Origin of the sequence: Neorhizobium tomejilense, from assembly GCF_964254135.1 — a bacterium.
Classification (GTDB): Bacteria; Pseudomonadota; Alphaproteobacteria; order Rhizobiales; family Rhizobiaceae; genus Neorhizobium; species Neorhizobium tomejilense.
In genome coordinates this window covers 4,103,352-4,128,605 of record NZ_CAXUSO020000001.1, presented here as the reverse complement: position 1 = coordinate 4,128,605, position 25,254 = coordinate 4,103,352, and the positions used below count along the sequence as shown (strand labels likewise).

General features: G+C 62.9%; 20 protein-coding genes. 16 read left to right on the top strand and 4 right to left on the bottom strand.

Features of this window, described 5'->3' with window-relative positions; translation table 11 throughout:
* Positions 1–24 precede the first annotated feature (24 nt).
* From hisA to coaA, 4 genes are read left to right on the top strand one after another with little or no spacing between them, the layout of a single operon-like run.
* Positions 25–768: a 1-(5-phosphoribosyl)-5-[(5-phosphoribosylamino)methylideneamino]imidazole-4-carboxamide isomerase gene (hisA, locus tag ACSQ3G_RS20300; protein ID WP_436111312.1), complete on the top strand. Its 744-nt coding sequence runs from the start codon at positions 25–27 to the stop codon at positions 766–768.
* Positions 765–1,553 (top strand): imidazole glycerol phosphate synthase subunit HisF, encoded by a 789-nt coding sequence (hisF, locus tag ACSQ3G_RS20295; protein WP_105440002.1) that lies wholly within the window; start codon positions 765–767, stop codon positions 1,551–1,553. The genes hisA and hisF overlap by 4 nt, the downstream gene beginning before the upstream one ends.
* Before the next feature lie 18 nt (positions 1,554–1,571).
* Positions 1,572–1,895, top strand: a complete 324-nt coding sequence (locus ACSQ3G_RS20290; protein ID WP_233954815.1) for a phosphoribosyl-ATP diphosphatase — start codon at positions 1,572–1,574, stop codon at positions 1,893–1,895.
* On the top strand, positions 1,892–2,887 hold the full coding sequence (coaA, locus tag ACSQ3G_RS20285) for a type I pantothenate kinase (protein WP_105422091.1): 996 nt from the start codon (positions 1,892–1,894) through the stop codon (positions 2,885–2,887). Before ACSQ3G_RS20290 ends, coaA begins: the two co-directional genes overlap by 4 nt.
* Positions 2,888–2,918: 31 nt before the next feature.
* Here the strand turns inward: coaA and ACSQ3G_RS20280 are convergent, their stop codons facing one another.
* The 3 genes from ACSQ3G_RS20280 to ACSQ3G_RS20270 form a co-directional block, all read right to left on the bottom strand.
* The gene (locus ACSQ3G_RS20280) at positions 2,919–3,530 is read right to left on the bottom strand and encodes an alpha-ketoglutarate-dependent dioxygenase AlkB (protein ID WP_436111311.1); all 612 of its coding nucleotides are present in this window, start codon (positions 3,528–3,530) and stop codon (positions 2,919–2,921) included.
* A 16-nt stretch (positions 3,531–3,546) separates the two neighbouring features.
* Complete coding sequence (gene arfB / locus ACSQ3G_RS20275) at positions 3,547–3,981, bottom strand: alternative ribosome rescue aminoacyl-tRNA hydrolase ArfB (protein ID WP_436111310.1); 435 nt, start codon at positions 3,979–3,981, stop codon at positions 3,547–3,549.
* Positions 3,982–4,146: 165 nt separating this feature from the next.
* On the bottom strand, positions 4,147–5,760 hold the full coding sequence (locus ACSQ3G_RS20270; RefSeq protein ID WP_436111309.1) for a phosphoenolpyruvate carboxykinase: 1,614 nt from the start codon (positions 5,758–5,760) through the stop codon (positions 4,147–4,149).
* Positions 5,761–6,088: 328 nt separating this feature from the next.
* Here ACSQ3G_RS20270 and chvI point away from each other — a divergent pair, with 328 nt between their 5' ends.
* The 12 genes from chvI to trxA all read left to right on the top strand — a co-directional run bounded on the left by chvI (position 6,089) and on the right by trxA (position 23,787).
* Positions 6,089–6,817, top strand: coding sequence for a two-component system response regulator ChvI (gene chvI, locus ACSQ3G_RS20265; RefSeq protein ID WP_105404799.1), 729 nt, complete (start codon positions 6,089–6,091; stop codon positions 6,815–6,817).
* Between the two features lie 104 nt (positions 6,818–6,921).
* Positions 6,922–8,676, top strand: coding sequence for a sensor histidine kinase (locus ACSQ3G_RS20260; RefSeq protein WP_436111750.1), 1,755 nt, complete (start codon positions 6,922–6,924; stop codon positions 8,674–8,676).
* A complete protein-coding gene (locus ACSQ3G_RS20255) occupies positions 8,673–9,146 on the top strand; it encodes an HPr kinase/phosphorylase (protein WP_436111308.1) in 474 nt (157 codons plus the stop codon). Before ACSQ3G_RS20260 ends, ACSQ3G_RS20255 begins: the two co-directional genes overlap by 4 nt.
* Before the next feature lie 117 nt (positions 9,147–9,263).
* Positions 9,264–9,665, top strand: coding sequence for a PTS sugar transporter subunit IIA (locus ACSQ3G_RS20250; protein WP_037086324.1), 402 nt, complete (start codon positions 9,264–9,266; stop codon positions 9,663–9,665).
* A gap of 13 nt (positions 9,666–9,678) precedes the next feature.
* The gene (locus tag ACSQ3G_RS20245) at positions 9,679–9,957 is read left to right on the top strand and encodes an HPr family phosphocarrier protein (RefSeq protein WP_105404802.1); all 279 of its coding nucleotides are present in this window, start codon (positions 9,679–9,681) and stop codon (positions 9,955–9,957) included.
* Positions 9,958–10,132: 175 nt separating this feature from the next.
* Positions 10,133–11,533 (top strand): adenosylhomocysteinase, encoded by a 1,401-nt coding sequence (gene ahcY, locus ACSQ3G_RS20240; RefSeq protein WP_436111307.1) that lies wholly within the window; start codon positions 10,133–10,135, stop codon positions 11,531–11,533.
* Positions 11,534–11,806: 273 nt separating this feature from the next.
* On the top strand, positions 11,807–14,386 hold the full coding sequence (locus ACSQ3G_RS20235; RefSeq protein WP_436111306.1) for a PAS domain-containing sensor histidine kinase: 2,580 nt from the start codon (positions 11,807–11,809) through the stop codon (positions 14,384–14,386).
* Positions 14,383–15,894: a tRNA (adenosine(37)-N6)-threonylcarbamoyltransferase complex ATPase subunit type 1 TsaE gene (tsaE, locus tag ACSQ3G_RS20230; RefSeq protein WP_436111305.1), complete on the top strand. Its 1,512-nt coding sequence runs from the start codon at positions 14,383–14,385 to the stop codon at positions 15,892–15,894. Before ACSQ3G_RS20235 ends, tsaE begins: the two co-directional genes overlap by 4 nt.
* 12 nt (positions 15,895–15,906) lie before the next feature.
* On the top strand, positions 15,907–16,653 hold the full coding sequence (locus ACSQ3G_RS20225; RefSeq protein ID WP_436111304.1) for a nucleotidyltransferase family protein: 747 nt from the start codon (positions 15,907–15,909) through the stop codon (positions 16,651–16,653).
* Positions 16,650–19,853, top strand: coding sequence for a double-strand break repair protein AddB (addB, locus tag ACSQ3G_RS20220; protein ID WP_436111303.1), 3,204 nt, complete (start codon positions 16,650–16,652; stop codon positions 19,851–19,853). Before ACSQ3G_RS20225 ends, addB begins: the two co-directional genes overlap by 4 nt.
* Entirely contained in the window at positions 19,846–23,394 is a 3,549-nt protein-coding gene (addA, locus tag ACSQ3G_RS20215; RefSeq protein ID WP_436111302.1) for a double-strand break repair helicase AddA, read from the top strand. Before addB ends, addA begins: the two co-directional genes overlap by 8 nt.
* Positions 23,395–23,466: 72 nt before the next feature.
* Positions 23,467–23,787, top strand: a complete 321-nt coding sequence (gene trxA / locus ACSQ3G_RS20210; protein WP_038547409.1) for a thioredoxin — start codon at positions 23,467–23,469, stop codon at positions 23,785–23,787.
* Positions 23,788–23,868: 81 nt separating this feature from the next.
* On the opposite strand, the gene ACSQ3G_RS20205 is transcribed toward trxA, so the two are convergent.
* Positions 23,869–25,221, bottom strand: a complete 1,353-nt coding sequence (locus ACSQ3G_RS20205; protein ID WP_436111301.1) for a bifunctional folylpolyglutamate synthase/dihydrofolate synthase — start codon at positions 25,219–25,221, stop codon at positions 23,869–23,871.
* Between the last annotated feature and the right edge of the window lie 33 nt (positions 25,222–25,254).

The following is a 25,254-nucleotide window of genomic DNA, read 5'->3' as shown; positions in this document are numbered from 1 at the left end:
CGCGAACTCTCAAGGACCGAAGACATGATCCTCTTTCCTGCAATCGACCTAAAGGACGGCCAGTGCGTGCGCCTCAAGCTCGGCGACATGGACCAGGCCACCGTCTACAATCCCGATCCCGCAGCCCAGGCCAAGGCCTTCGAGGACCAGGGGTTCGAGTGGCTGCATGTGGTCGACCTGAACGGCGCCTTCGCGGGGACGAGCGTCAACGGCACTGCCGTCGACGCCATCCTCAAGGCCACGAAGAACCCCGTGCAGCTCGGCGGCGGCATCCGCACGCTCGACCATATCGAAAACTGGCTGGCGCGCGGGCTTGCCCGCGTCATCCTCGGCACGGTCGCGGTGCGCGATCCGGCTCTGGTCATCGAGGCCTGCAAGCAGTTTCCCGGCAAGGTCGCCGTCGGCATCGACGCCAAGGGCGGCAAGGTGGCGGTCGAGGGCTGGGCGGAAGCGTCCGAGCTGGGCGTGATCGAGCTGGCGAAGAAATTCGAAGGCGCCGGCGTTTCGGCGATTATCTATACCGACATCGACCGCGACGGCATTCTGGCCGGCATCAACTGGGCCTCGACGCTGGAACTCGCAGATGCCGTTTCCATTCCGGTCATCGCATCGGGAGGACTTGCCTCGCTCGACGACATCAGCCGCATGCTGGAGCCGGATGCGGCCCGGCTCGAAGGCGCGATTTCCGGCCGTGCGCTGTATGACGGCCGCATCGATCCCCACGAAGCGCTGGCCCTGATCCGCTCCAGACAAGGACGTGCCGCATGACCCTCAAAGCCCGCGTCATCCCCTGCCTTGACGTCAAGGACGGCCGCGTCGTGAAAGGCGTCAACTTCGTCGATCTCATCGATGCCGGCGATCCCGTCGAGGCTGCAAAAGCCTATGACGCTGCCGGTGCCGACGAACTCTGCTTCCTCGACATCACCGCCTCCTCCGACAATCGCGAGACGATTTTCGACGTCGTCGCCCGTACCGCCGACCATTGCTTCATGCCGCTCACCGTCGGCGGCGGGGTGCGTGCCGTCGGGGACATCCGCAAGCTGCTGCTGGCCGGCGCCGACAAGGTGGCGATCAACTCGGCAGCGGTCAACAATCCGGACTTCGTGGCTGAGGCCGCCGACAAGTTCGGCAACCAGTGCATCGTCGTGTCGATCGACGCCAAGCGGCGGCGCAGCCAGGCGATCGGTGGCGACAATCTGAGCGCCTGGGAGATCTACACGCATGGCGGCCGCAACGCGACCGGCATCGATGCCGTCGAGTTCGCCGTCAAGATGGTCGAGCGCGGCGCCGGCGAGCTGCTCGTCACCTCCATGGACCGGGACGGCACCAAGAGCGGCTACGATCTGGAGCTGACGCGGATGATCGCCGACAGCGTCAGGGCACCGGTTATCGCGTCGGGCGGAGTCGGAAACCTGGACGACATGGTCGCCGGCATCAAACAGGGCCACGCAACGGCAGTGCTGGCCGCGTCGATTTTCCACTTCGGGACCTATACGGTCGGTCAGGCAAAGCACTATATGGCAGAGCACGGCATCGCCATGCGGCTCGATTGAGCGGTCGGAGAGAATGTTATGAGTGAATTTTCCCTGATCGACCTCGAGCGGATCGTCGCCGAGCGGGCCAAGGCCTCGCCGGAAGAGTCATGGACGGCAAAACTGGTCGCCGCCGGCCAGGAGAAGGCCGCAAAGAAGCTCGGCGAAGAAGCCGTCGAAACGGTGATCGCCGCGATCAAGCACGACGCCAAAAATCTGACGGCGGAAAGCGCCGATCTTCTCTATCATCTTTTAGTCGTCTTGAATATTGCGGCGGTACCGTTGCAGGATGTGCTCGACGAACTCCAGCGAAGGACCGGCCAGTCCGGCCTTCAAGAAAAGGCAAGCCGGCCGACATCATGAATATCGTTTCCCAGCCCGCCGAGGCGCCGGAGCTCGAGACCGGCTCGAATGCGGAATATTACTCGCCCTATCACCACTTCAGTGCGGAAGAATGGGCGAAGTTCCGCGCAGACACGCCCCTGACGCTCACCGCCGACGAGGTGCAGAGGCTGCGTTCGCTGGACGACCCGATCGATCTCGATGAAGTCAGGCGCATCTATCTCTCGCTGTCGCGCCTGCTGTCGACGCATGTGGAGGCGACGCAACGCCTCTTCCAGCAGCGAAACCGTTTCTTGAGCCTTTCCGACATCACCAAGACGCCCTTCATCATCGGCATTGCCGGGTCGGTCGCGGTCGGCAAATCGACCACCGCACGTATCCTGAAGGAACTGCTCGCCCGCTGGCCGTCGAGCCCGAAAGTGGATCTGATCACCACCGATGGTTTCCTCTACCCCAACGCCGTGCTGAGCCGTGAAAACCTGATGGAGCGCAAGGGGTTTCCGGAAAGCTACGATATCGGCACCATCCTGCGGTTCCTGTCGGCGATCAAGGCCGGCGAACCGAACGTCAAGGCGCCGCGTTACTCGCATCTCACCTACGACGTTCTGCCGGACGAATACACGCTGGTCGACCGGCCGGACATCCTGATATTCGAAGGCATCAACGTCCTCCAGTCACGGGCGTTGCCGGCCGACGGTAAGATCGTGCCGATCGTCTCGGACTTCTTCGACTTCTCGATCTATATCGACGCCGACGAGGAGCAGATCCACAACTGGTACGTCCAGCGCTTCATGAAGCTGCGCCAGACCGCCTTCCGCGATCCGACCTCGTTCTTCAAGAAATACGCGGCAATCGATGCGGATGCGGCCCGCGCCGTTGCCGAAGGATTGTGGGAAAACATCAACCTGAAGAACCTGCGCCAGAACATTCTGCCGACCAGGCCCCGGGCGGACCTCATCCTGCGCAAGGGCCGCAATCATCTGGTCGAAACGGTCGAACTGCGGAAACTGTAGGCGATCGATCGTCGGCTATTGAATTAAATCGTCAACTATTCACGCGGCGGAGCGTCAGGTTGATGCGTCCGCCGTTCTTCAGCAGCGTCGACGTATCCGGATAGATGCGATCGACGCCGTGAAAGGCGAGGCGTCCCTCTCCGCCCAGCACGACGACATCTCCACTCGCCAGCCGGAAAGAGCCGGTCGGGTCCTTCCGGTTGCGGCCACCGACCCGGAACAGGCAGCTGTTGCCTAGCGAGACGGAGAGAACGGGGGCGGCCAGATCGTTCTCGTCGCGGTCCTGATGCAGGCCCATCTTGGCATCGTCGGAATAGAAATTGATGAGGCAGGCTTCCGGCGGCTTCGGATAGCCGCCGAGCTTTTCCCAGAGATCGAGCAGATCCCGTGGCATCGGGGGCCAGGGCTTTTTCGTCAGCGGGTGAAAAGACTGGTATCGATACCCCTGGTCCTTGTCCGTTACCCAGCCGAGGGGGCCGCAATTGGTCATGCGCACCGACATGGGTTTGCCGGTGCCGGGCATTTCGGGCGTGTAGAGCGGTGCCTCGGCCACGACGTCTCGTATCAGTTCGACCAGATGCTCCTGCGCCGGTCGATCCAGATAGTCGGGAAGGTGCCTGATGCCATTCGCATGCGTCGCCAAAGATCAATCTCCGCTGTTAGTCGCCGCTTGGCCGGCCGCGCATCTTCTTGACGTCCGAACGGCCGGATTTTTCTTTCAGCCGACGCTCCACCGAACCCTTGGTCGGCTTGGTCTTCTTGCGTGGCGGCGGCGGCGGTTCGGCGGCCTTGAGGATCAGTTCCTTCAGCCGCTCGCGTGCGTCTTCCCGGTTGCGATCCTGGCTGCGGAACCGGTTCGCTTCTATCATCAGCACGCCGTCCTTCGACACCCGTTTTCCGGCGAGCTTGATGGCGTTTTCCTTCACCCGCTCCGGCAAAGACGGCGTATTCACGATGTCGTAGAAAAGCTGGACCGCCGTCGAGACCTTGTTGACGTTCTGGCCGCCCGGCCCGCCCGCCAGCACGAATTGTTCCGTCAGTTCCCCTCCGGCGATGGTGATGCGGTTGTTGATGACAAGGGGATTGCTGGCCATGGGTCTCTGGTCTTTGTTCTTGGGCGCATGCCGTTGTCCGGAACCGGCACCCACGTTCGGGCGACATACGGCAGGCCCGCATCTTTCCCACAAAGCCGGCAAAAAGAAAACCGCCGGCCCAGGGTCTTATCCCGGGCCGGCGGTTTCACGTGAATCCTTCAAAGATTACTCGGCGGCGGCAAGCATGACCGGAGCGGCGCTTCTCACCTTGCTGTCGACGTGGTCTTCGTACTGCCCGAAGTTCTGGATGAACATCGAGACGAGCTTCTTGGCATAGGCGTCGAACGCCGCACCATCCGCCCAGGTCGAGCGAGGATCGAGGATCGCATTGTCGACGCCGTCAACGGCGACCGGCACCGCGAAACCGAAATTCGGGTCGGTCCGGAACTCCACATTCTTGAGGCTGCCATCGAGCGCAGCGCTCAAGAGGGCGCGGGTCGCCTTGATCGGCATGCGCCGGCCGACGCCGTAAGCGCCGCCGGTCCAGCCGGTGTTGACGAGCCAGCAATCGACCCCGTGGCGGGCGATCAGTTCCTTGAGCAGGTTGCCGTATTCGGCCGGATGACGCGGCATGAACGGGCCGCCGAAGCAGGTCGAGAACGTCGCTTCCGGCTCTGTGACACCCTTTTCCGTGCCGGCGACCTTGGCGGTGTAGCCGGAGAGGAAGTGGTACATCGCCTGTTCCGGCGTCAGCTTGGCGATCGGCGGCATGACGCCGAAGGCATCGGCGGTCAGCATGATGATCGACTTCGGCTGCGGTGCCATGCCGGTCTTCGATGCATTCGGGATGAAATGCAGCGGATAGGCGCTGCGGGTATTCTCGGTCAGCGAATCGTCGTTGAAATCCGGAACCCGGTTCCCGTCGAGCACGACGTTTTCGATCACCGTGCCGAAACGGCGGGTCGCCGCATAGATTTCCGGCTCGGCTTCGGCCGAAAGATTGATGGCCTTGGCATAGCAGCCGCCTTCGAAATTGAAGACGCCGTTTTCACCCCAGCCATGCTCGTCGTCGCCGATGAGAGTGCGGTTCGGATCGGCCGACAGCGTGGTCTTGCCGGTGCCGGACAGGCCGAAGAACACCGCGGTATCGCCGTCCGGGCCGACATTGGCCGAGCAGTGCATCGGCATGACGCCTTGTTCCGGCAGGAAGTAGTTGAGCACGGAGAAGACCGACTTCTTGTTTTCGCCAGCATAGGAGGTGCCGCCGACCAGGATGAGGCCATTGGTGAAATCGCAGGCGATCACGGTCTCGGTGCGGCAGCCGTGGCGGGCGGGATCCGCCTTGAAGCTCGGCAGGTTGATGATCGTCAGCTTTTCTTCGAAGCTTTCGAGCGTGGCGCGATCCGGACGAATCAGAAGATTGCGGATGAAGAGGGCGTGCCAGGCGAATTCGCTGACGACGCGGGTCGGAAGCGCATATTCGGCATCGGCGCCGCCGACCAGATCCTGGACGAACAGCGTCTTGCCGGCCGCATGGGCGAGCATGTCCTGCTTCAGGACGTCGAAGTGTTCAGGCTTCATGGGCTTGTTGTCGCTGCCCCACCAGACACGCTTCTCGGTGCCGGCATCGCGGACGATGAACTTGTCCTTGGGGGAGCGGCCGGTGTGCTGGCCGGTAACGGCGCGGAGGGCGCCGTCGATCGTCAGATCGGCTTCACCGCGGCGGATTGCTTCTTCGTAGAGTTCAACCTCGGACGAATTGTAATAAACACGCGATACACCGCCGAGACCGATCGCCGCTAAACCCTTGGACGGGTTGTGAAGTCCAAACTCCTCCATGCGCGCACTCCTTCAGCTTGCCGTGGGGACTGACGCGAAATTAATGACAGATTTCTAAAAGGGCAAGAGGTCCTTTGCAAATTCTTTAATAATATCAATTATTTAATCGATTTAAAAAATTTTATTCCTCTTTAAATCGGTTTAATAAAGGTTTCAATCCGCATCCGCGCTATCTTAAACTCCATTGCCAAAACGCACGATCGTCAGCGGCCCCTTTATCTTTGCCACAATTTGTTCCACCTTTATACTCAAGAAGCGCGTCGGCTGATGCCGCCTGGCTGGGGTGATTTCCAGGAGATGCGCATAGATGATGACGGAGATGGAGAGCATGCAGACAATCGCGCTCGTAGACGACGACCGCAATATCCTGACGTCGGTGTCGATTGCACTCGAGGCAGAAGGATACAAGGTCGAGACCTATACGGATGGCGCTTCCGCGCTCGACGGGCTGATCGCCCGCCCTCCGCAGTTGGCGATCTTCGATATCAAGATGCCGCGCATGGACGGCATGGAGCTTCTGCGCCGCCTGCGGCAGAAGTCCGACCTGCCGGTGATCTTCCTCACCTCCAAGGATGAAGAGATCGACGAACTGTTCGGGCTGAAGATGGGCGCCGACGACTTCATCACCAAGCCATTCTCGCAGCGTCTTCTGGTGGAGCGCGTCAAGGCGATCCTGCGACGGGCCGGCAGCCGCGAGGCACAAGCCGCCGGCGGTGCCGGGGCCAAGATGGCAGCCGATCAGCAGGCAGCCCGCACCCTCGAACGCGGCCAGCTTGCCATGGACCAGGAGCGCCATACCTGCACCTGGAAAGGCGAGCCGGTGACGCTGACGGTGACCGAGTTCCTGATCCTGCATTCCCTGGCCCAGCGGCCCGGCGTCGTCAAAAGCCGCGATGCGCTGATGGACGCCGCCTATGACGAGCAGGTCTATGTGGACGATCGCACCATCGACAGCCACATCAAGCGGCTGCGCAAGAAGTTCAAGATGGTCGACAACGACTTCGATATGATCGAAACGCTTTATGGCGTGGGTTATCGATTCCGCGAGTCGGCTTGACCCTTGCGAAAGGTTAACTTGAGGCCACGGCCGGACCAGCGCTAAGCTGGCCCGGTGGAAGGACTGCAGTGGCAGATCAAACGTTCGACAGCAATATCGCCCGAATGGAGAAGGCTGGGACACGCCGCGCGCCGCGGAAGTTCTGGTCGCGTCCCTTCACGCTCATTCGGCGGGTGTTCGGCCACGCGGTCTTTTCGAGCCTCACCCGCCGCATCCTGTTCTTCAATATCGCCGCGACGGTCGTGCTGGTCGCCGGCATTCTCTACCTCAACCAGTTCCGCGAGGGGCTGATCGACGCCCGCGTCGAAAGCCTGCTGACGCAGGGCGAGATCATCGCCGGCGCGATTTCCGCCTCAGCCTCGGTCGATACCAACTCGATCACCATCGACCCCCAGAAACTCCTCGAACTGCAGGCCGGCCAGAGCATTACGCCGGTGCCGAACGACGAGGATCTCGATTTTCCGATCGATCCCGAGCGCGTCGCGCCGGTTCTGAGGCGGCTGATTTCACCGACCCGCACACGCGCCCGGATTTTCGATGCCGACGCGAACCTGCTGCTCGATTCCCGCCATCTCTATTCGCGCGGACAGGTGCTGCGTTTCGACCTGCCGCCGGTGGAAAACGAAGCGCAGACCTGGAGCGAATGGTTTGCGGGCCTCATCAACCGCCTGCTGCAGCCGGGCAACCTGCCGGTCTACAAGGAAGCGCCGGGCGGCGACGGTTCGATCTATCCGGAGGTGATGAACGCGCTGACCGGGGTTCGGGGTGCGCTCGTGCGCGTCACCGACCGCGGCGAGCTGATCGTTTCCGTCGCCGTGCCGGTCCAGCGTTTCCGCGCCGTACTCGGCGTGCTTCTTCTGTCGACCCAGGCCGGCGACATCGACAAGATCGTGCATGCGGAACGGCTGGCGATCATGCGCGTCTTCGGCGTCGCAACGCTGGTCAACATCCTCTTGTCGCTGCTGCTGTCGTCGACCATCGCCAATCCGCTGCGGCGGCTGGCGGCAGCCGCAATCCGTGTGCGGCGCGGCGCCAAGCAGCGCGAGGAAATCCCGGACTTCTCCTATCGCCAGGACGAAATCGGCAATCTTTCGATCGCGCTTCGCGAGATGACCAACGCGCTCTACGACCGCATCGATGCCATCGAGAGTTTCGCGGCCGACGTCAGCCACGAGCTCAAGAACCCGCTGACCTCGCTTCGCAGCGCCGTCGAGACCCTGCCGCTGGCGAAATCGGAGGAGTCGAAACAGCGCCTGACGGAAATCATCTTCCATGACGTGCGCCGCCTCGACCGCCTGATCAGCGACATTTCCGATGCTTCGCGGCTGGACGCAGAGCTTGCCCGCTCGGATTCGACGTCCGTCGACATGGAAAACCTGCTCGGCAATCTCGTCGATATTTCGCGGCAGATCCGCAGCGGCCGCAAGCCGGTGGAAATCAGTCTCACGGTAGACAACAAGGCCGGCAACCGGTCGGCCTTCCTGGTCAACGGCCATGATCTTCGCCTCGGGCAGATCATCACCAACCTCATCGAGAACGCGCGATCCTTCGTGCCTGAGAAGGGCGGCCGCATCACCATCCGGCTCTCCCACACCAGGGATCGCGTAATCGTGACGGTGGAGGACAACGGTCCAGGCATCCAGGCGGAGGACATCGACCGCATCTTCGAACGCTTCTACACGGACCGGCCGGACGGCGAGAGTTTCGGCCAGAATTCCGGTCTCGGCCTGTCTATCAGCCGGCAGATCGCCGAGGCCCATGGCGGCTCGCTGAAGGCGGAAAACGTGCACGACGCCAAGACGGATGCTGTGACGGGGGCGCGCTTCACGCTGTCGCTGCCGGGCGGCGAAGACCAATGAGCACGACGCCGGTCAATATCCATGCGACCGCGATCGTCATCGGCACCAAGGGTCTCCTCTTCACCGGCCCGTCCGGCAGCGGCAAATCCATGCTCGCCTTTACCTGTATCGCCGCGGCCCGGCGCCAGGGCGCTTTCGCGGCCCTGGTGGCCGACGATCAGGTGCTCGTCTCGCGCCACGGCGATCATCTGCTCGCCACCCAGCCGGAACCGATCGCCGGCCTCATCGAACTGCGCGGCAGCGGCATCGCCCGTGTTGAAAGTCTCTCCGCCGCGGCGCTGGACCTTGCGGTCGAGATCATCTCCCTTCCCGAAGATGAAAGACTTCCGCCGGAAAACGAACGCTTCCGGATCCCCGATCTCGGCGACCTTCCGCTTGTCCGGATATGGCGCGGTGCACCGGACCCTTTGGCGGTTCTGGTGGCGTTCGCGTCTGATTTTCACGCCGAGATGCCGTTTCGATCATCCTGAAGCCTGATTTTTTAACTTGAACTTCGAGTCTACTTGGAGAAGATGGCATCCCACCGCTGGACCGCCTTATTGCAATGCGATATTGGCGCCGAGTTTCCATAGCAGGGGGCAGTTTTCATGATCGGACTAGTGCTTGTCACCCATGGCAAGCTGGCTGAGGAATTTCGTCATGCGGTGGAGCATGTCGTCGGGCCTCAGAAATTCATCGAAACCGTATCGATCGGTCCCGAGGACGACATGGATCAGCGGCGGCAGGATATCGTCGATGCCGTCACCAATGCCGACGAAGGCCATGGCGTCATCATCCTGACGGACATGTTCGGCGGCACGCCCTCCAATCTTTCCATTTCCGTCATGGAAAGCGGCAGGATCGAAGTGATTGCCGGCATGAACCTACCGATGCTGATCAAGCTAGCCGGCGTGCGCAGCGACAACAACATGGACAAGGCGCTCGCCGAAGCCTCCGAAGCCGGCCGCAAATACATCAATGTCGCAAGCCGCGTCCTCAGCGGCAAATGAGAACCCAGACCGGATGTCATCCCCCTCTTCCCGTGAATTCCTGATCGTCAACAAGCGTGGACTGCATGCGCGCGCCTCCGCCAAATTCGTGCAGATGGTGGAAACCTTCGATGCGCGGATTACCGTTTCCAAAGACGGAACGACCGTCGGCGGTACATCGATCATGGGCCTGATGATGCTCGCCGCCAGCACGGGATGCTCGATCGAGGTCTCAGCGGAAGGCCATCAGGCCGAGGAAGCGTTGAACGCGCTGGAACAGCTCGTCGCCAACAAGTTCGGCGAAGAAGCCTGACGCGCCCGCGGCTTAACCTTTCACTGACATAAACATATAAAGACTTCTTTATATCCCGTTGCCAGCTTGCCGGAAGCCTGCTAAACCGCTGGCCAGTTTCCGCTTGGCCAAAGCGGGTCTTGCCACGTCCGGCGGTACCCCGCCGGAAAGAGCACCACCGAACATGGAGAGCTTTATGAGCACTGAGAAGGATTACGTCGTCGCGGATATCAATCTTGCCGCCTACGGCCGCAAGGAGCTCGACATCGCAGAGACCGAAATGCCGGGCCTGATGTCGTGCCGCGAAGAATTCGGCACCACCAAGCCGCTGAAGGGCGCCCGTATCTCCGGCTCGCTCCACATGACCATCCAGACGGCCGTTCTGATCGAGACCCTTCAGGAACTCGGCGCGGAAATCCGCTGGGCGTCCTGCAACATCTTCTCGACCCAGGACCATGCTGCTGCGGCAATCGCTGCCGCCGGCATTCCGGTCTTCGCCGTCAAGGGCGAATCCCTGACAGAATATTGGGATTATACCGACAAGATCTTCCAGTGGGCCGATGGCGGTCTCACCAACATGATCCTCGATGACGGCGGCGACGCCACCATGTACATCCTCACCGGCGCCCGCGCCGAAGCCGGCGAGGACGTTCTTTCGAACCCGACCTCGGAAGAAGAAGAGATTCTCATCGCGCAGATCAAGAAGCGCCTCAAGGCATCGCCGGGCTGGTTCACCAAGCAGCGCGACGCGATCAAGGGCGTTACCGAAGAAACCACGACGGGCGTGCACCGCCTTTACGAACTGTCCAAGAAGGGCCTGCTGCCCTTCCCGGCGATCAACGTCAACGATTCGGTCACCAAGTCGAAGTTCGACAACAAATACGGCTGCAAGGAATCGCTGGTCGACGGCATCCGCCGCGGCACCGACGTGATGATGGCCGGCAAGGTTGCCGTCGTCTGCGGTTACGGCGACGTGGGCAAGGGTTCGGCCGCGTCGCTTGCCGGCGCCGGCGCCCGCGTCAAGGTCACCGAAGTCGATCCGATCTGCGCCCTGCAGGCCGCCATGGACGGCTTTGAAGTCGTCGTCCTCGAAGACGTCGTCGACAGTGCCGACATCTTCATCACCACGACCGGCAACAAGGACGTCATCCGCATCGACCACATGCGCGCGATGAAGGATATGGCGATCGTCGGCAATATCGGCCACTTCGACAACGAAATCCAGGTCGCCGCGCTCAAGAACCTCAAGTGGACCAACGTCAAGCCGCAGGTCGACATGATCGAGTTCCCGAAGGGCAACCGCATCATCCTTCTGTCGGAAGGCCGCCTGCTCAACCTCGGCAACGCCACCGGCCATCCCTCCTTCGTGATGTCGGCATCGTTCACCAACCAGACGCTCGCCCAGATCGAACTCTTCACCAAGCAGGGCGAGTACAAGAACGACGTCTACATCCTGCCGAAGCACCTCGACGAAAAGGTCGCTCGCCTGCATCTCGCCAAGCTCGGCGTGAAGCTGACGGAACTCTCCGACGAGCAGGCAGCCTATATCGGCGTCTCGCAGACGGGCCCGTTCAAGGCTGAACACTACCGGTACTAATCAATAGCCGGTCAATCCACAAGATATGGTAGCCGCGGCCTTGACAAAGGTCGCGGTTTCTTTTTTGGGCGCATCCCTTCCCGGCGATTCCCTAAGCAAGTATTGTTTTAGAACTTGATTCGCGCCTTCCCTGGAGCGTGATGCCGGAAGCCGCCAGCGGTTTTCGACCATCGTCGCGCTCCCACCATGTGATTGGGAGCCGTCCGGCTACGGGCAAGGCACGGAGTGGTATGTCTTGTCGATGAGCGGCAATTGGACGGAGACAGACCGGATATGTCGGTAAAAAAAATGAGCTCGTCAGAACGGGCCGATCCCCTTTGCGGCGGAGCGGACGCTCCGGCTTTGCGTTTCGTTTCGGGGACACCGGACGATAATGCGACCGTTGGAAGACTTCGCCGCCTGGCGCTGTTCGGCAGCGCTTTCCTTTCGGGCACCGCCCTTTCAGGGCTCGCGACCGCAGCGCTTGCGCAGCAGTCGGGCGATTCAGCCGTCCGCCTGTTTTCCTCGACGGAAGTCATCGTTTCATCGCTGGTGATGGGCGCGCTTGGTGCCGCCCTGTTTTCCGCCATCTGGCTGGTGCGTCAGCGCGGCAACATGGAAGCTGAAACACAGGAAATGCGCAGCGCCCTTTCGGATGCGCAGCAGCGGATTTCCAAGTTCGAAGCCCTGATCGCCGACAAGAACCGCCGGATCGTCGTGTGGGAAAGCGGTTCCTCGAAACCTGAATTCCTCGGCCAGCTGCCGGCGGAAACCGGCGCACCGCAGCAGGACCGCGAATTTCTCGCCTTCGGCCGCTGGATGCGCGGCAGTTCGGCCAGCGAACTGGACAAATCCGTCGAACTGCTGCGGGTCGAAGCCCGCTCGTTCGACATGGTCGTCGAGACCAACCGTGACGAGATCCTGGAAGTGCAGGGCCGCGTTTCAGGCGGCAAGGCCTTCGTCCGCTTCATCGCACTCAACAACCTGCGCGCCGAACTGGCCGAGCTCAAGATCGAGCGCGAGCGGCTGACGAACTCGATCATGATGTTCCATTCGCTGCTCGACGCCATCGAGCACCCGGTCTGGCGCCGCGATTCGCAGGGCAGGCTCACCTGGGTGAACCACGCCTATGGCGATGCCGTGGAGGCTCCGACGCCTGCGCAGGCGCTCGAGGACGGCCGCGAATTTCTGGGCTCGATCGCACGCGAAAAGATCAGATCGGCGGCAACCTCCACCTCGCCTTTCCATGACCGGATATCCACGGTCGTGCACGGAAACCGGACCATGTTCGACGTCGTCGACGTCGTCATACCCGGCGGTTCGGCAGGCTTGGCGGTCGACGTTTCCGAGGTGGAAGCCGTGCGCGAGGAACTGAAGCGGACGCTGAAGAGCCACGCCGAAACGCTCGACCATCTGGCAACGCCTGTCGCCATCTTCGACGGCGAGCGCCGGCTGCAGTTCTACAACCAGGCTTTCGTGCAGCTCTGGGGGTTCACCCTGCCCTTCCTCGATTCCAGGCCGGACAATAGCGAGCTGCTCGATAAATTGCGCAGCGAAGGCAAGCTGCCGGAGCAGCTCAGCTGGCGGAGTTGGAAGGACGCGGCCTTGTCCGTCTATCAATCTCCCAACACCCAGACCGACCTCTGGCACCTGCCGAACGGCCAGACATTGCGCGTGATCGCCACCGCCCATCCGCAGGGCGGCGCAACCTGGGTGTTCGAGAACCTTACCGAACAGGTGGATCTCGAGACCCGTTACAATACGCTGGTCCAGGTTCAGGGCGAAACCATCGACCATCTGTCCGAAGGCGTCGCCGTCTTCGGGCCGGACGGGCGCATCCGCCTGTCCAACCCCGCCTTCCGGGCGCTCTGGGGCATCACCGCCGAAGAATCCAAGCCGGGCACGCATATCAAGGCGATCGAGACCGCCTGCGCGCCATCCTACGACAGGCAGGATGGCTGGCGCCGCTTCGGCCAGATGCTGACCAATTTCGACGACGAGCGCCCCTCGCTGCAGGGTACGTTCGAGCTTTATTCCGGCCTGATCCTCGACTATGCCGTGACGCCGCTGCCGAACGCCCAGACGATGCTCACCTTCGTCGACATGACGGCGAGTGCCAGGGCGGAACGGGCGCTCAAGGAAAAGAACGAGGCACTGCAGAAGGCCGACGAGCTCAAGAACGATTTCGTCCAGCACGTCTCTTACGAACTGCGCTCGCCGTTGACCAACATCATCGGCTTCACCGATCTGCTGAAGACGCCGGGCATCGGCCCGTTGAACGAGCGGCAGTCGGAATATATCGATCATATCTCGACGTCGTCGTCGGTTCTCCTGACGATCGTCAACGACATCCTCGATCTGGCGACCGTCGATGCCGGGATCATGCAGCTCAACTATTCCGAAATGGCGATCGACGACCTGCTCGACGACGTGGCCATGCAGATCGCCGACCGGCTGCACGAAAACGGCGTGACGCTGGCGATCACCGCGCCGGCCGGTCTCGGCACCATCGTCGCCGACCAGCAGCGGCTGAAGCAGATCCTCATCAAGCTGCTCACCAATGCCACCAACTTTGCGCCGGACGGCTCAGCCATCACGCTCAACTGCTGGCGCACCCATAGCGACGTGTTCTTCTCGGTGACCGACAAAGGCCCAGGCATTCCGGAAGATATCCTGAAAACAGTGTTCGACCGCTTCTCGGCCAATGCCAAGGGCGGCAAACGCTCGGGCGCGGGCCTCGGCCTTTCGATCGTCGAGAGCTTCGTGACACTGCATCACGGCGATGTCGCGATCGACAGCAAGCCCGGTCAGGGAACCACGGTTACGTGCCGCATTCCGAGCGGCACGACGGCGCGGTCCGTCGCCGCCGAATGAGTGGTGAGACGGCCCTTACCCTGACGCTTGCCGACGAGGCCGAAACGATCCGCCTCGGCGAGGATATGGCGCTGGCGCTGAAGAAGGGCGACTGGATCGCCCTTTCCGGCGATCTCGGCGCCGGCAAATCCACCTTCGCCCGGGCCTTTTTGCGCGCGCTGGCTGATGAAGACGAGCTGGAAGTGCCGAGCCCGACCTTCACCCTGGTGCAGAGTTACGAGCTGCGCATTCCGGTGGCGCATTTCGATCTCTATCGGCTTGGGGATTCCTCGGAACTCGACGAACTTGGTTTCGACGAGGCGCTTTCCAACGGCATCTGCCTGGTGGAATGGCCCGAGGTCGCCGACGACCTGCTGCCGCAGGCCCGCATCCAGCTCAGGCTCGAACAGAGCGGCAGCGGCCGGACGGCGACGATCACAGCCCCGGACACGCAGATGCAGCGTATCCGCCGTGTGCTGGCGATCCGGGAATTTCTCGACAGCCATGGTTACTCCGGCGCCCGGCGGCGGTTCCTCACTGGAGACGCTTCGACGCGCGCCTATGAGAGCGTGACGATCGCAAACGGCGAAACGCTGATCCTGATGGACTGGCCGCGCCCGGCGCAAGGGCCGCCGGTTCTCGACGGCAAGCCCTATCCCAAGGTCGCGCATCTGGCCGAAGACCCTTATCCCTTCGTGGCGATCGACGAATACCTGCGCGAACTGGGCCTGGCGGCGCCGGAAGTGCTGCACGTGGATTACGACCAGGGCATCCTGCTGATCGAAAATCTCGGCGAAGAGGGGGCCGTCGACGAAGACGGCAATCCCATCGAGGAACGCTACCGCGAAAGCGTCGTGTGCCTAGCCTTCCTGCACAGCCATGAGATGCGCCAGGACCTGCCGGTCGGGGACGGCCATATCCACCACATTCCCGACTTCGATCCGACCGCGATGAAGATGGAAGCCCGGCTTCTGATCGACTGGCACCTACCGTGGAAACGCGGCACGGCGGCGACCGACGAGGAACGCCAGGAATATCTGGCGATCTGGGACAACCTCATCCGCGAACTCGACGGCGTCGAGAAGAACCTGCTGCTGCGCGATTTTCATTCGCCCAATATCATCTGGCGGCCGCATGAATCGGGTGTCCGGCGCGTCGGCCTGATCGACTTTCAGGATGCGATGATCGGCCCGACTGCCTATGACCTGGCCTCGATCGTCCAGGACGCGCGGGTGGATATCCCAAAGGCGCTGGCCGACCAGTTGATGCTGGATTACGTGACGCTCCGCCGCGCACTCGGAGCCTTCGACGAGCCGACGTTCCTGAAGGCCTGGGCGATCATGGCGGCGCAGCGCAACTGCAAACTCGCCGGCCTTTGGGTGAGGCTCTTGCAGCGGGATGGCAAGCCGGGCTATCTGAAGCACATGCCGCGGACGCTCCGCCATCTCGCGACGGCGCTGAGCCACGATGTACTCACCCCCTTGCGCGATTGGTGTCGCCGGGCTGGAATAGAACTGCCCGAATCATAAATACGGTTTTAGATGACCATTAAACGAGCCCCCATCAAACAGGCCATGGTGCTTGCCGCAGGGCTCGGCACCCGCATGCGGCCGATCACCAACGCGATGCCGAAGCCGCTGGTGCCGGTCGCCGGCAAGCCGATGATCAACTACGTGCTGGATTCGCTAAAGGAAGCCGGCGTCGAGCGCGCGGTGGTCAACGTGCACCACTTCGCCGACCAGATGGCAGCGCATCTTGAAGCTTACAAGGGCCTCGAAATCCTGATCTCCGACGAGCGCGACGCGCTGATGAACAATGGCGGCGGTATCGTAAAGGGGCTGAAGCTCCTCGATCGCGGCACGGTTTTCATCATGAATGCCGACCTCTTCTGGATCGGCGAGACACTCGGCAAACCGACCAACCTGCAGCACCTGGCAAATTTCTTCGACCCCGAGCGCATGGACATGGCGATGCTCTGCGTCGATATCGACAACACGACCGGGCACAACGGTATCAACGATTTCGGCATGGATGCGGATGGCCGGTTGAGGCGTTACCGGGACGATCCGGCCAATCCGGTCGTTTATGCCGGCGCCTTCGCGATGAGCCCGTCCTTTCTGGATGGCGCGCCGTCCGACGCCTTCAACATCAATATCTATTTCGACAAGGCGATCGCCCGCGGCCGGCTCTATGGAACTATGCTCGACGGCCACTGGATCACCGTCGGCACACCGGAAGCGCTGCCGGAAGCCGAAGCGGTGATCGCCCGTTATCAGGTGGAGGCATGACCACGCTATCCGGCAAGAAGCGGGTCTTTTCGATCCCCGCCGGAGCGCCGTTCCTCAAGACCGTGGCAGCAACACTCTGCGACGGCCGGCTCAACGAGACCTTCCGCTACGATCCGGCCGATCCGCTTTCGCTCGCCGACGTGACCATCTATGTGCCGACGCGCCGTTCGGCCCGCGTGTTGCGCTCGGAATTCGTCGACCTCCTCGGCGGCCGATCGGCGATCCTGCCGGTCATCCGGCCGCTTGGCGAAACCGACGACGACAGCGGTTATTTCGACCTCGTGGCACCCGAGGAAATGGACCTCGCACTGCCAATCGGCGGCACAGCCCGACTGCTGGAGCTCGGCCGGCTGATCCTTGCCTGGCGCAACCAGCTTCCGAAGATCGTGCTCGACGTGCATTCGGAATCCCCGCTCGTCGCACCGGCCAGCCCCGCCGATGCCATATGGCTCGCCCGGGCGCTTGCGGAGCTCATCGACGCGGTCGAGACCGAAGAGCGCGATTGGGCGGATCTCAAAAAACTCGACACCGGCGAACATGCGCTCTGGTGGCAGCTGACCGCCGAGTTCCTGTCGATCGCCAGCGCCTTCTGGCCGCTTCGGCTCGAAGAACTGCGCCGTTCTTCGCCGGCGAAACACCAGGCGGCGATCCTGCGCGGCGAGGCACGGCGGATTTCTCTGAGAGACCATAAAGGCCCGGTGATCGTCGCGGGTTCGACCGGGTCGGTGCCGGCCGCTGCCGATCTGATCGCCGCGATCTCCAACCTTCCGAACGGTACCGTGGTTCTGCCGGGGCTCGATCTCTCGATGCCGGCGGATCAGTGGGCGATGATCGGCGAACAGGCCATTGACGGTAAACCCGAACCCGCCAGCCGCAGCCATTCGCAATTCGGCCTGTCACGGCTGCTCAGGAAGCTCGGCGTGACGCGGGAAGACGTGGCGGTGCTTGGCGAAGTCCCGGGCGATCTCACCTTCCGCGCCGAAGCGCTCTCCCAGGCGCTGGTGCCCGCCAAGGCGACCGACCGCTGGAGCACTTGGCGGGACAGCGCCGATCCCGGCCTCCTGGCCCAGGCCTTTGCCGATGTTTCGCTGATCGAAGCCTCGAACGAACGCGAAGAGGCTGTGGCGATCGCCATCGCGCTTCGGCTGGCGCTCGAGCAGCCGGGCAGGCAAGGCGGCGAGAGCCAGGCGGCACTGATCACACCCGATCGTGCGCTGGCCCGCCGGGTCACCGCCGAACTTTCCCGTTTCGGCCTGCTCGCCGACGATTCCGCCGGTTCGCCGCTTTCCGGCACGCCGCAGGGCACGCTGACCCAGCTGCTGCTCGAAGCGACGCTTCGGCCGGGCGACCCGCTGGCGATCGTGGCGCTGATCAAACACCCGCTGATGCGGCTCGGCCTGCCCACTGCCGATCTGCGGTCTTCCGTCGAAGCGCTTGAAATCCTGGCGCTGCGCGGCGGTCTGGGCGACATGGACATTTCGGCGCTGGAGCCGCTGCTCGAAACCCAGCTTGCTGCCCAGCTTAAAGACCGGCATACGCCTCACTGGCGGCTGTCGCTGCCTGCCGACGCCGTCGACAAGGCCCGTGACCTCGCCCGGCGGCTGGCAAAAGCCGTCGAGCCGCTCGCCTCGGCCCTCATCCGCCGCCGGCCGGACGGGCGCGGCCTCACCGCCAAGCTGACGCTCTCCGACTGGGCCGAACGCACGGGCCGCGCGCTGGAAGCCATCTGCGTGGATGAGGGGAAAAACCTCGCGGCGCTCTGGCCCGGCGAAGCTGGCGAGCGGCTGGCGGGGTTGCTCTCCGAAGTCATCGACACCGACGGGCAGATGGAGGCGGACGGTCCCCAATGGATCGACATCGTCATGGCACTGACAACAGGCGAGGCGGTAAAGCCCCGTTCGCTCAGCCATCCGCGCATCTTCATCTTCGGCACGCTGGAAGCCCGGCTGCAGAGCGTCGATACGATGATCCTCGGCGGCCTCAACGAAGGGTCCTGGCCGGGCCAAACCGTCAACAACCCCTTCCTGTCCCGGACGATGAAGACCGATATGGGCCTCGAGCCGCCGGAACGGCGGATCGGCCAGCTCGCCCACGATTTCGAAATGGCCTGCGGCACCCGGCATCTGATCCTGTCGCGCTCGACGCGGCAGGGATCGACGCCGACCGTCGCCTCGCGCTGGCTGCAGCGGCTGCTGGCCCTGGGCGGAAGACGATTTGCCGAAGATCTCAAGGGCCGTGGCCACCAATATCGCGATTGGGCCTTCATGATCGACGCCGGCGAAAACCAGCCGGTCGCCAAGCGCCCGGCCCCGAAACCGCCGGCGGATCTGCAGCCGGTGAAATATTCCTTCAGCGAGGTCGGGCGCCTGCGCCGCGACCCTTATTCGACCTATGCCCGCCGCATCCTGAAACTCGATCCGCTCGACCCGTTCAACCGCGATCCCGGCGCTTCCGAACGCGGTATACTCTACCACGCGATCGTGGACCGCTACACGCGCGAGGGCCACAAGCCCGGAACGCCTGCGGCCAAAGAGGCAATGCGCCGGATCACCCAGGAACTGTTCGACGCCGAACAGCTGCCAACCCATATCGATCGCGTCTGGCGGCCCCGTTTTGTCGAAGTCGCCCGTGCCTTCCTGGACTGGGAAGTCGAGCGGGCGCCGGATATCCGCAGGACGATGACGGAAGTCGGTGCCGGCTGGGAGCTGGAGCCCGCCGGCATCCGCGTCACCGGGATCGCCGACCGGATCGACATCAAAGGTTCGGGCCTTGCGGACATCGTCGACTACAAGACGGGCCTCAGCCCATCCGTTTCCCAGGCGCGGGCACTGCTCGATCCGCAGCTCGGGCTTGAGGCGGCGGCGCTTCGGGCCGGAGCTTTCAAGGATGCCGGTCCCTTGACGCCCGACCAGCTGCTCTATGTCCGGCTGCGTCCCGGCGACCGGTTCCGGGAAGATAAGGTCAACAACGAGGGTTCGAACGCGACGGCCAAGCGGCAGCCTAAATCCGCGATCGATCTGGCGGACGAATCCCTCGAACAGCTGGCCCGGTTCGTGATCACGCTCCGCAATGGAGAAGCCGGCTTTGCATCACGGCTCGTCCCGATGGCGCAGAATGATTTCGGCGGCGAATACGACCACCTCGCCCGTGTTGCCGAATGGTCGACGGCCGACGACGAGGAGGCGGAAGTCGATGAGTGATCTGGCTCCGGAGGGCGACGACCCGATCAAGTGGATCGACTGGACGACGGTGCAGCAATCGCTCGCCTCCGATCCTATAAGTTCCGCCTGGGTTTCCGCCAATGCCGGCTCCGGCAAGACGCATGTGCTGACCCAGCGGGTCATCCGCCTGCTGCTCGCCGGTTGCCGGCCTTCATCGATCCTCTGCCTCACCTATACCAAGGCGGCCGCATCGGAAATGTCGAACCGTGTCTTCCAGCGGCTTTCGGAATGGACGGTGCTTTCGGACGACGAGCTGCGCAAGCGGATCGCTGGCATCGAAGGCGCTGAGCCGGATGTTTTTAAGCTCGCGGAGGCGCGGCGGCTGTTCGCGAAGGCTCTGGAAACGCCGGGCGGGCTGAAGATCCAGACCATCCACGCCTTCTGCGAAGCGCTGCTGCACCAGTTTCCGCTCGAAGCCAATGTCGCCGGGCATTTTTCGGTGCTCGACGACCGCGCCGCCTCCGCCCTGCTCGCCGATGCGCGGCGCTCGCTGCTGACGGCGACCTCGGCGGAAGAAGACCCGGTGCTCGCAGAAGCCTTTGCGCACGTGCTGGATCTCGGCGACGAATTCGGGCTCGAAACGCTGCTCGGCGATATTATCGCCAACCGCACCGCGATCCGCCGTTTCATTGCCCATGCCGAACGTCACGGCGGCATCGGCGTCGAGCTGAAGCGCGCGCTGGGGTTGGGGCCAGCCGACACGGAAGACAGTATAGCAGCAGCCTACTGGCCCCTGCCCGGCCTCTCCGGCCTGACGCTCGATCTCTATCTGGCGCTTGCCGACCAGAAGGGCGGGCAGAAGGTCACGGAGGTCGCTTACGGCCTTCGACTGGTCGCCAAGGAGCCGGATGTCCTGAAGCGGGCCCAGCATCTCGACCAGATTTTCCTGACCCGCGAGGGCAAGCCGAAAGCCGACAGTTCGCTGGTCGCCAAGGCGATGACAACGACGGCGCCGGAACTCGCCGAAGCGGTGGCAACCGCCCGTGCCCATGTCGTCGCTTGTCGCGACCGGCTGCGGCTGATCCGGATGTTCCTCGCCACCAAGGCGGCTCTGACGCTCGCGCAACGCCTCAACGACGATTACGAGGACCTGAAGAAACAGCGCAGCCTGCTCGATTTCGAGGACCTGATCGCCCGCACCGCCGATCTCCTCACCCGAGACGGCGTCGGCGCCTGGGTGCATTACAAGCTCGACCAGGGCATCGACCACATTCTCGTCGACGAGGCGCAGGACACCAGCCCCATCCAGTGGACGGTGATCAAGTCACTGGCGGAGGATTTCTATTCCGGCGCCAGCGCCCGCGAGACCCGCCGCACCATTTTTGCCGTCGGCGACGAAAAACAGTCGATCTATTCCTTCCAGGGCGCCCGGCCGGAGCGGTTTGCGGAAGAACGCAGCGAGACCGAAAAGCGGGTGCGGGCCAGCGACCAGGCCTTCCACTCGGTGCGGCTGCCGCTCTCCTTCCGCTCCACGGCCGATGTGCTCGCAGCCGTCGACCAGGTGTTTTCTCTGGAGGAGAACTTTCGAGGCCTCAGCGCGCTCGGCGAACCGGTGCAGCACCGCTCCAACCGGATCGGCCACCCGGGCGCCGTCGATCTCTGGGATGTCGTGGTGCCGGAAGTCGCCGAACAGGAGGAGGACTGGACGGCGCCATTCGATTCGACGCCCGATAAGGCGCCTTCCGCCATTCTCGCCGGCCGGATCGCCAACCGGATCGAGGAGATGATCGGCAAGGAAACGATCATCGAAAAGGGCGTCGAACGGCCGATTGAAGCCGGTGACATCCTTGTTCTGGTCCGAAAGCGCGACGCCTTCGTCAATGCGCTGACCCGGGCACTGAAACGCCGCGACAACATTCCCGTCGCCGGTGCCGACCGGCTGCGGCTGACGAGCCATATCGCCGTGCAGGATCTCCTGGCGCTCGGCCGTTTCCTGCTGCTGCCGCAGGACGATCTTTCGCTGGCGGCGCTGCTCAAGAGCCCGCTCTTCAATCTCTCCGAGGAGGATGTCTTCGAAGTCGCGGCACTGCGGGTCGAGAACATCAGTGCCTGGACGCAACTCAACCGTCTGAGCGACGAACAGCCGCTCCGGTTCCGCGATGCGGCCGACCGGCTTCAGCACCTTCTCAGCCTCTCGCGGCAGCTCAGCCCTCACGATCTGTTTGCCCGGATTCTCGGGACGCAAGGCGGGCGACGGAAATTCCTTGGCCGGCTCGGGACCGAGGCGGGCGATATTCTCGACGAATTCCTGACCTTCGCGCTCGACCACGAGACAAATGGATTACCGGGCCTGCAGGCCTTCATCTCAACGCTGGAAATCGAATCGCCGGAGGTGAAGCGCGAGCAGGACGGCGGCCGCAACGAGGTGCGGATCATGACCGTGCACGCTTCCAAGGGCCTGGAGGCGCCGGTGGTGTTCCTCGTCGACAGCGGCTCGAAGGCTTTCATTTCCTCGCATGTGCCGAAATTCCGGCTGCTTCGGATCGCCGGCGAGAACGTACCCGCCTGGGTGCCAGGCAAGATGCTGACCAATGCGATGACATCAGCCGACGACGATCGGATCAGGACTTCGACCGAGGAAGAATATCGCCGGCTGCTCTATGTGGGGATGACACGGGCTGCGGACCGGCTGATCGTCTGCGGTTATCGCGGCAAGATCGACAATCCCGATACCTGGCAGTCGATGATCTCGAAGGCGCTCGCCGCCGACGAACACCATTGCAGCCCGGCGGAGTTTCGCGGCTCGGATGGCGAATGGGGCGGTTTCAAATGGCGGCTTCCGGCCGCCCCCGGACAGGCGCCGAAGGCGGCGCACAAGGAGGCGGCGGCAGCGGACAGAACGCCGCTTCCCACAGCGCTTTCCCGTCCCCTGCCCGCGCAAAAAATCCTGCCGCGGCCGCTCAGCCCTTCCGGCGCCGGCACGATGATCGATGACGACGCGGACGACCTCATCGTCACATCGCCGCTGTTCGCCACTGACCAGAAGGACCGTGCGGGGCTGGCGCTGCAGAAGGGCAAGCTGGTCCACCGAATGCTGCAGATGCTGACGGATTTTCCAGAGCCCGAACGTGCCTCCGCCGGCCGCCGTTATGCGGACCGTGCGGCCCGTTTCTGGCCGGCGGCGGAGCGCGAGAAGCTCGTCGCCAGCGTCATGTCGGTGCTGTCGCACACGGAACTCGGGCCGGTGTTTTCCGAGCGCAGCCAATCGGAAGTCTCGATCATGGGCACGCTGACGCTAGAAGGCCGCGACTATGCGATTTCCGGCCGCATCGACCGGCTGGTGGTGACCGAGGATCGGGTGATCATCCTCGACTACAAGACCAATCGAGTGCCGCCGAAGAACCTCGACGCAATACCGCTCTCGCATCGCGCCCAGCTCGCCATCTATCGCGAAATCCTGCGGCCGCTTTATCCGGCAAAGAATTTCGACTGCGTGCTGGTCTATACCGAGTCGGCGCAAGTGGTTACGCTGCCGGCGGAACTGCTGTCACGCTCGCTTGCGGAACTCAAAACAAAGTGAGATAGCGGCCATTGAAAACTTTGAGCGGGAAGCTCACATTTACACCAACAGAGAATCGTGAAGGAGAGCCCTATGGCTACCGTAAAAGTCGATAACAGCAACTTCCAGGCCGAAGTCCTCGACGCCGCCGAGCCGGTGATCGTGGATTTCTGGGCTGAATGGTGCGGCCCTTGCAAAATGATTGGCCCGAGCCTCGAAGAAATTTCGAACGAGCTCGCCGGCAAGGTGAAGGTCGTCAAGCTGAATATCGACGAAAATCCTGAGCTTGCTGCCCAGTTCGGCGTGCGCTCGATCCCGACGCTTGCCATGTTCAAGGGTGGCGAAGTCGCCGACATCAAGGTTGGCGCCGCTCCGAAGACCGCCCTTTCGGCCTGGATTTCCAGCGCCGCCTAACTTCCAGTCGCATGCCCGCGTAAAAAAGCCCGGCTGATCCCTGCAGCCGGGCTTTTTCTATGTCGGTCCCGGCCCTTCCGGTCAGGTCGGTGGGGTGCCGTTGTCGGCAAGTACGTTGCCGGCGAAATAAAGCGAGCCGCCGATCAGGATGCGCGGCGGCGGAGCGCCCGGCACCTGGCGACGGGCGATTTCCTGCAGCGCCTCGGCCGTGGAGCCGGCGGGTTCGGCCACCAGGCCCGCATCGAATGCGGCATGGGCGAGAACTACCGGGTCGAGCCCGGATTCGCTGCCGCGGATGCGCACAGTGAAGACGTGTTCGGCAATGTCGGCAAAGGCGCGGAAATAGCCGATCGGATCCTTGGTATTGATCATGCCGGCAATGATGTAAAGCGGCCGGGCCTGGCGTTCCTCGAAGGATGCCATCGCCTCGGCGATCACCTCGCCGGCGCCGGGATTGTGCCCGCCGTCCAGCCAGATTTCAGAACCCTCGGGCGCATATTGCAGCAATTTGCCTTCGGTCAGCTTCTGGAGGCGGGCCGGCCATTCGACGGTCGCCATCGCCTTTTCCATCATCGCTTCGGTGACGGTGAAGCCAGCTGCCTTGACGGCGCGGATGGCGGCGGCGGCGTTGGCGTATTGGTGACGCCCCGGCAGGCGCGGCAAAGGCAGATCGGCAAGGCCGAACTCGTCTTGATAGATCAGCCGGCCAAATTCCTCGTGGGCCGAAAATTCCTGGCCATAGACGGCGGTCGGACAGCCGAGCCGTTCGGCAGTCGAAACCAGCACGTCGCGGGCCGCCTCAAATTCCTGCTGTCCAATGACGACCGGGCGGCCGCGCTTCATGATCCCCGCCTTTTCTGCGGCAATCAGTTCGACTCGATCGCCGAGATAGGCCTGGTGGTCGAGCGAGATCGGCATGATAACCGAGACCGCCGGATCGGAAATGACGTTGGTGGCATCGAAACGGCCGCCGAGGCCGACTTCGAGGAGCACCGCATCGCCGGGCTGTTCCGAGAACAGCAGGAAGGTGGCGGCGGTCAGTATCTCGAAGACGGTGATCATCTGGCCGTTATTGGCCGCCGCGATGCGCCGCAGGGCATCCGCCAGCATCTCATCGCCGACGATCTGGCTGCGGCCGCCTTTGACGCCGATTCGATAGCGTTCATGCCAGTTGACGAGATGCGGGGACGTGTGGACATGCGTAGCGTAACCGCCTGCCTCGAGCAGGGCACGGCAGAACGCGGTCACGGAGCCCTTGCCGTTGGTGCCGGCCACATGGATGACGCGCGGCAGTTTCCTGTGCGGATTGCCGAGGAGTTCGAGCAGGCGGGTGATCCTGTCGAGTGAAAGATCGAAACCCTTCGGATGAAGGGTCATCAGCCTATCGATTTCCCGTTCCGCCTCGCTCACAACGGGCTCGTTCATGGTGGTCATCCCGCCGCTCCGGCTCTCGATGCTCTCTTTCGG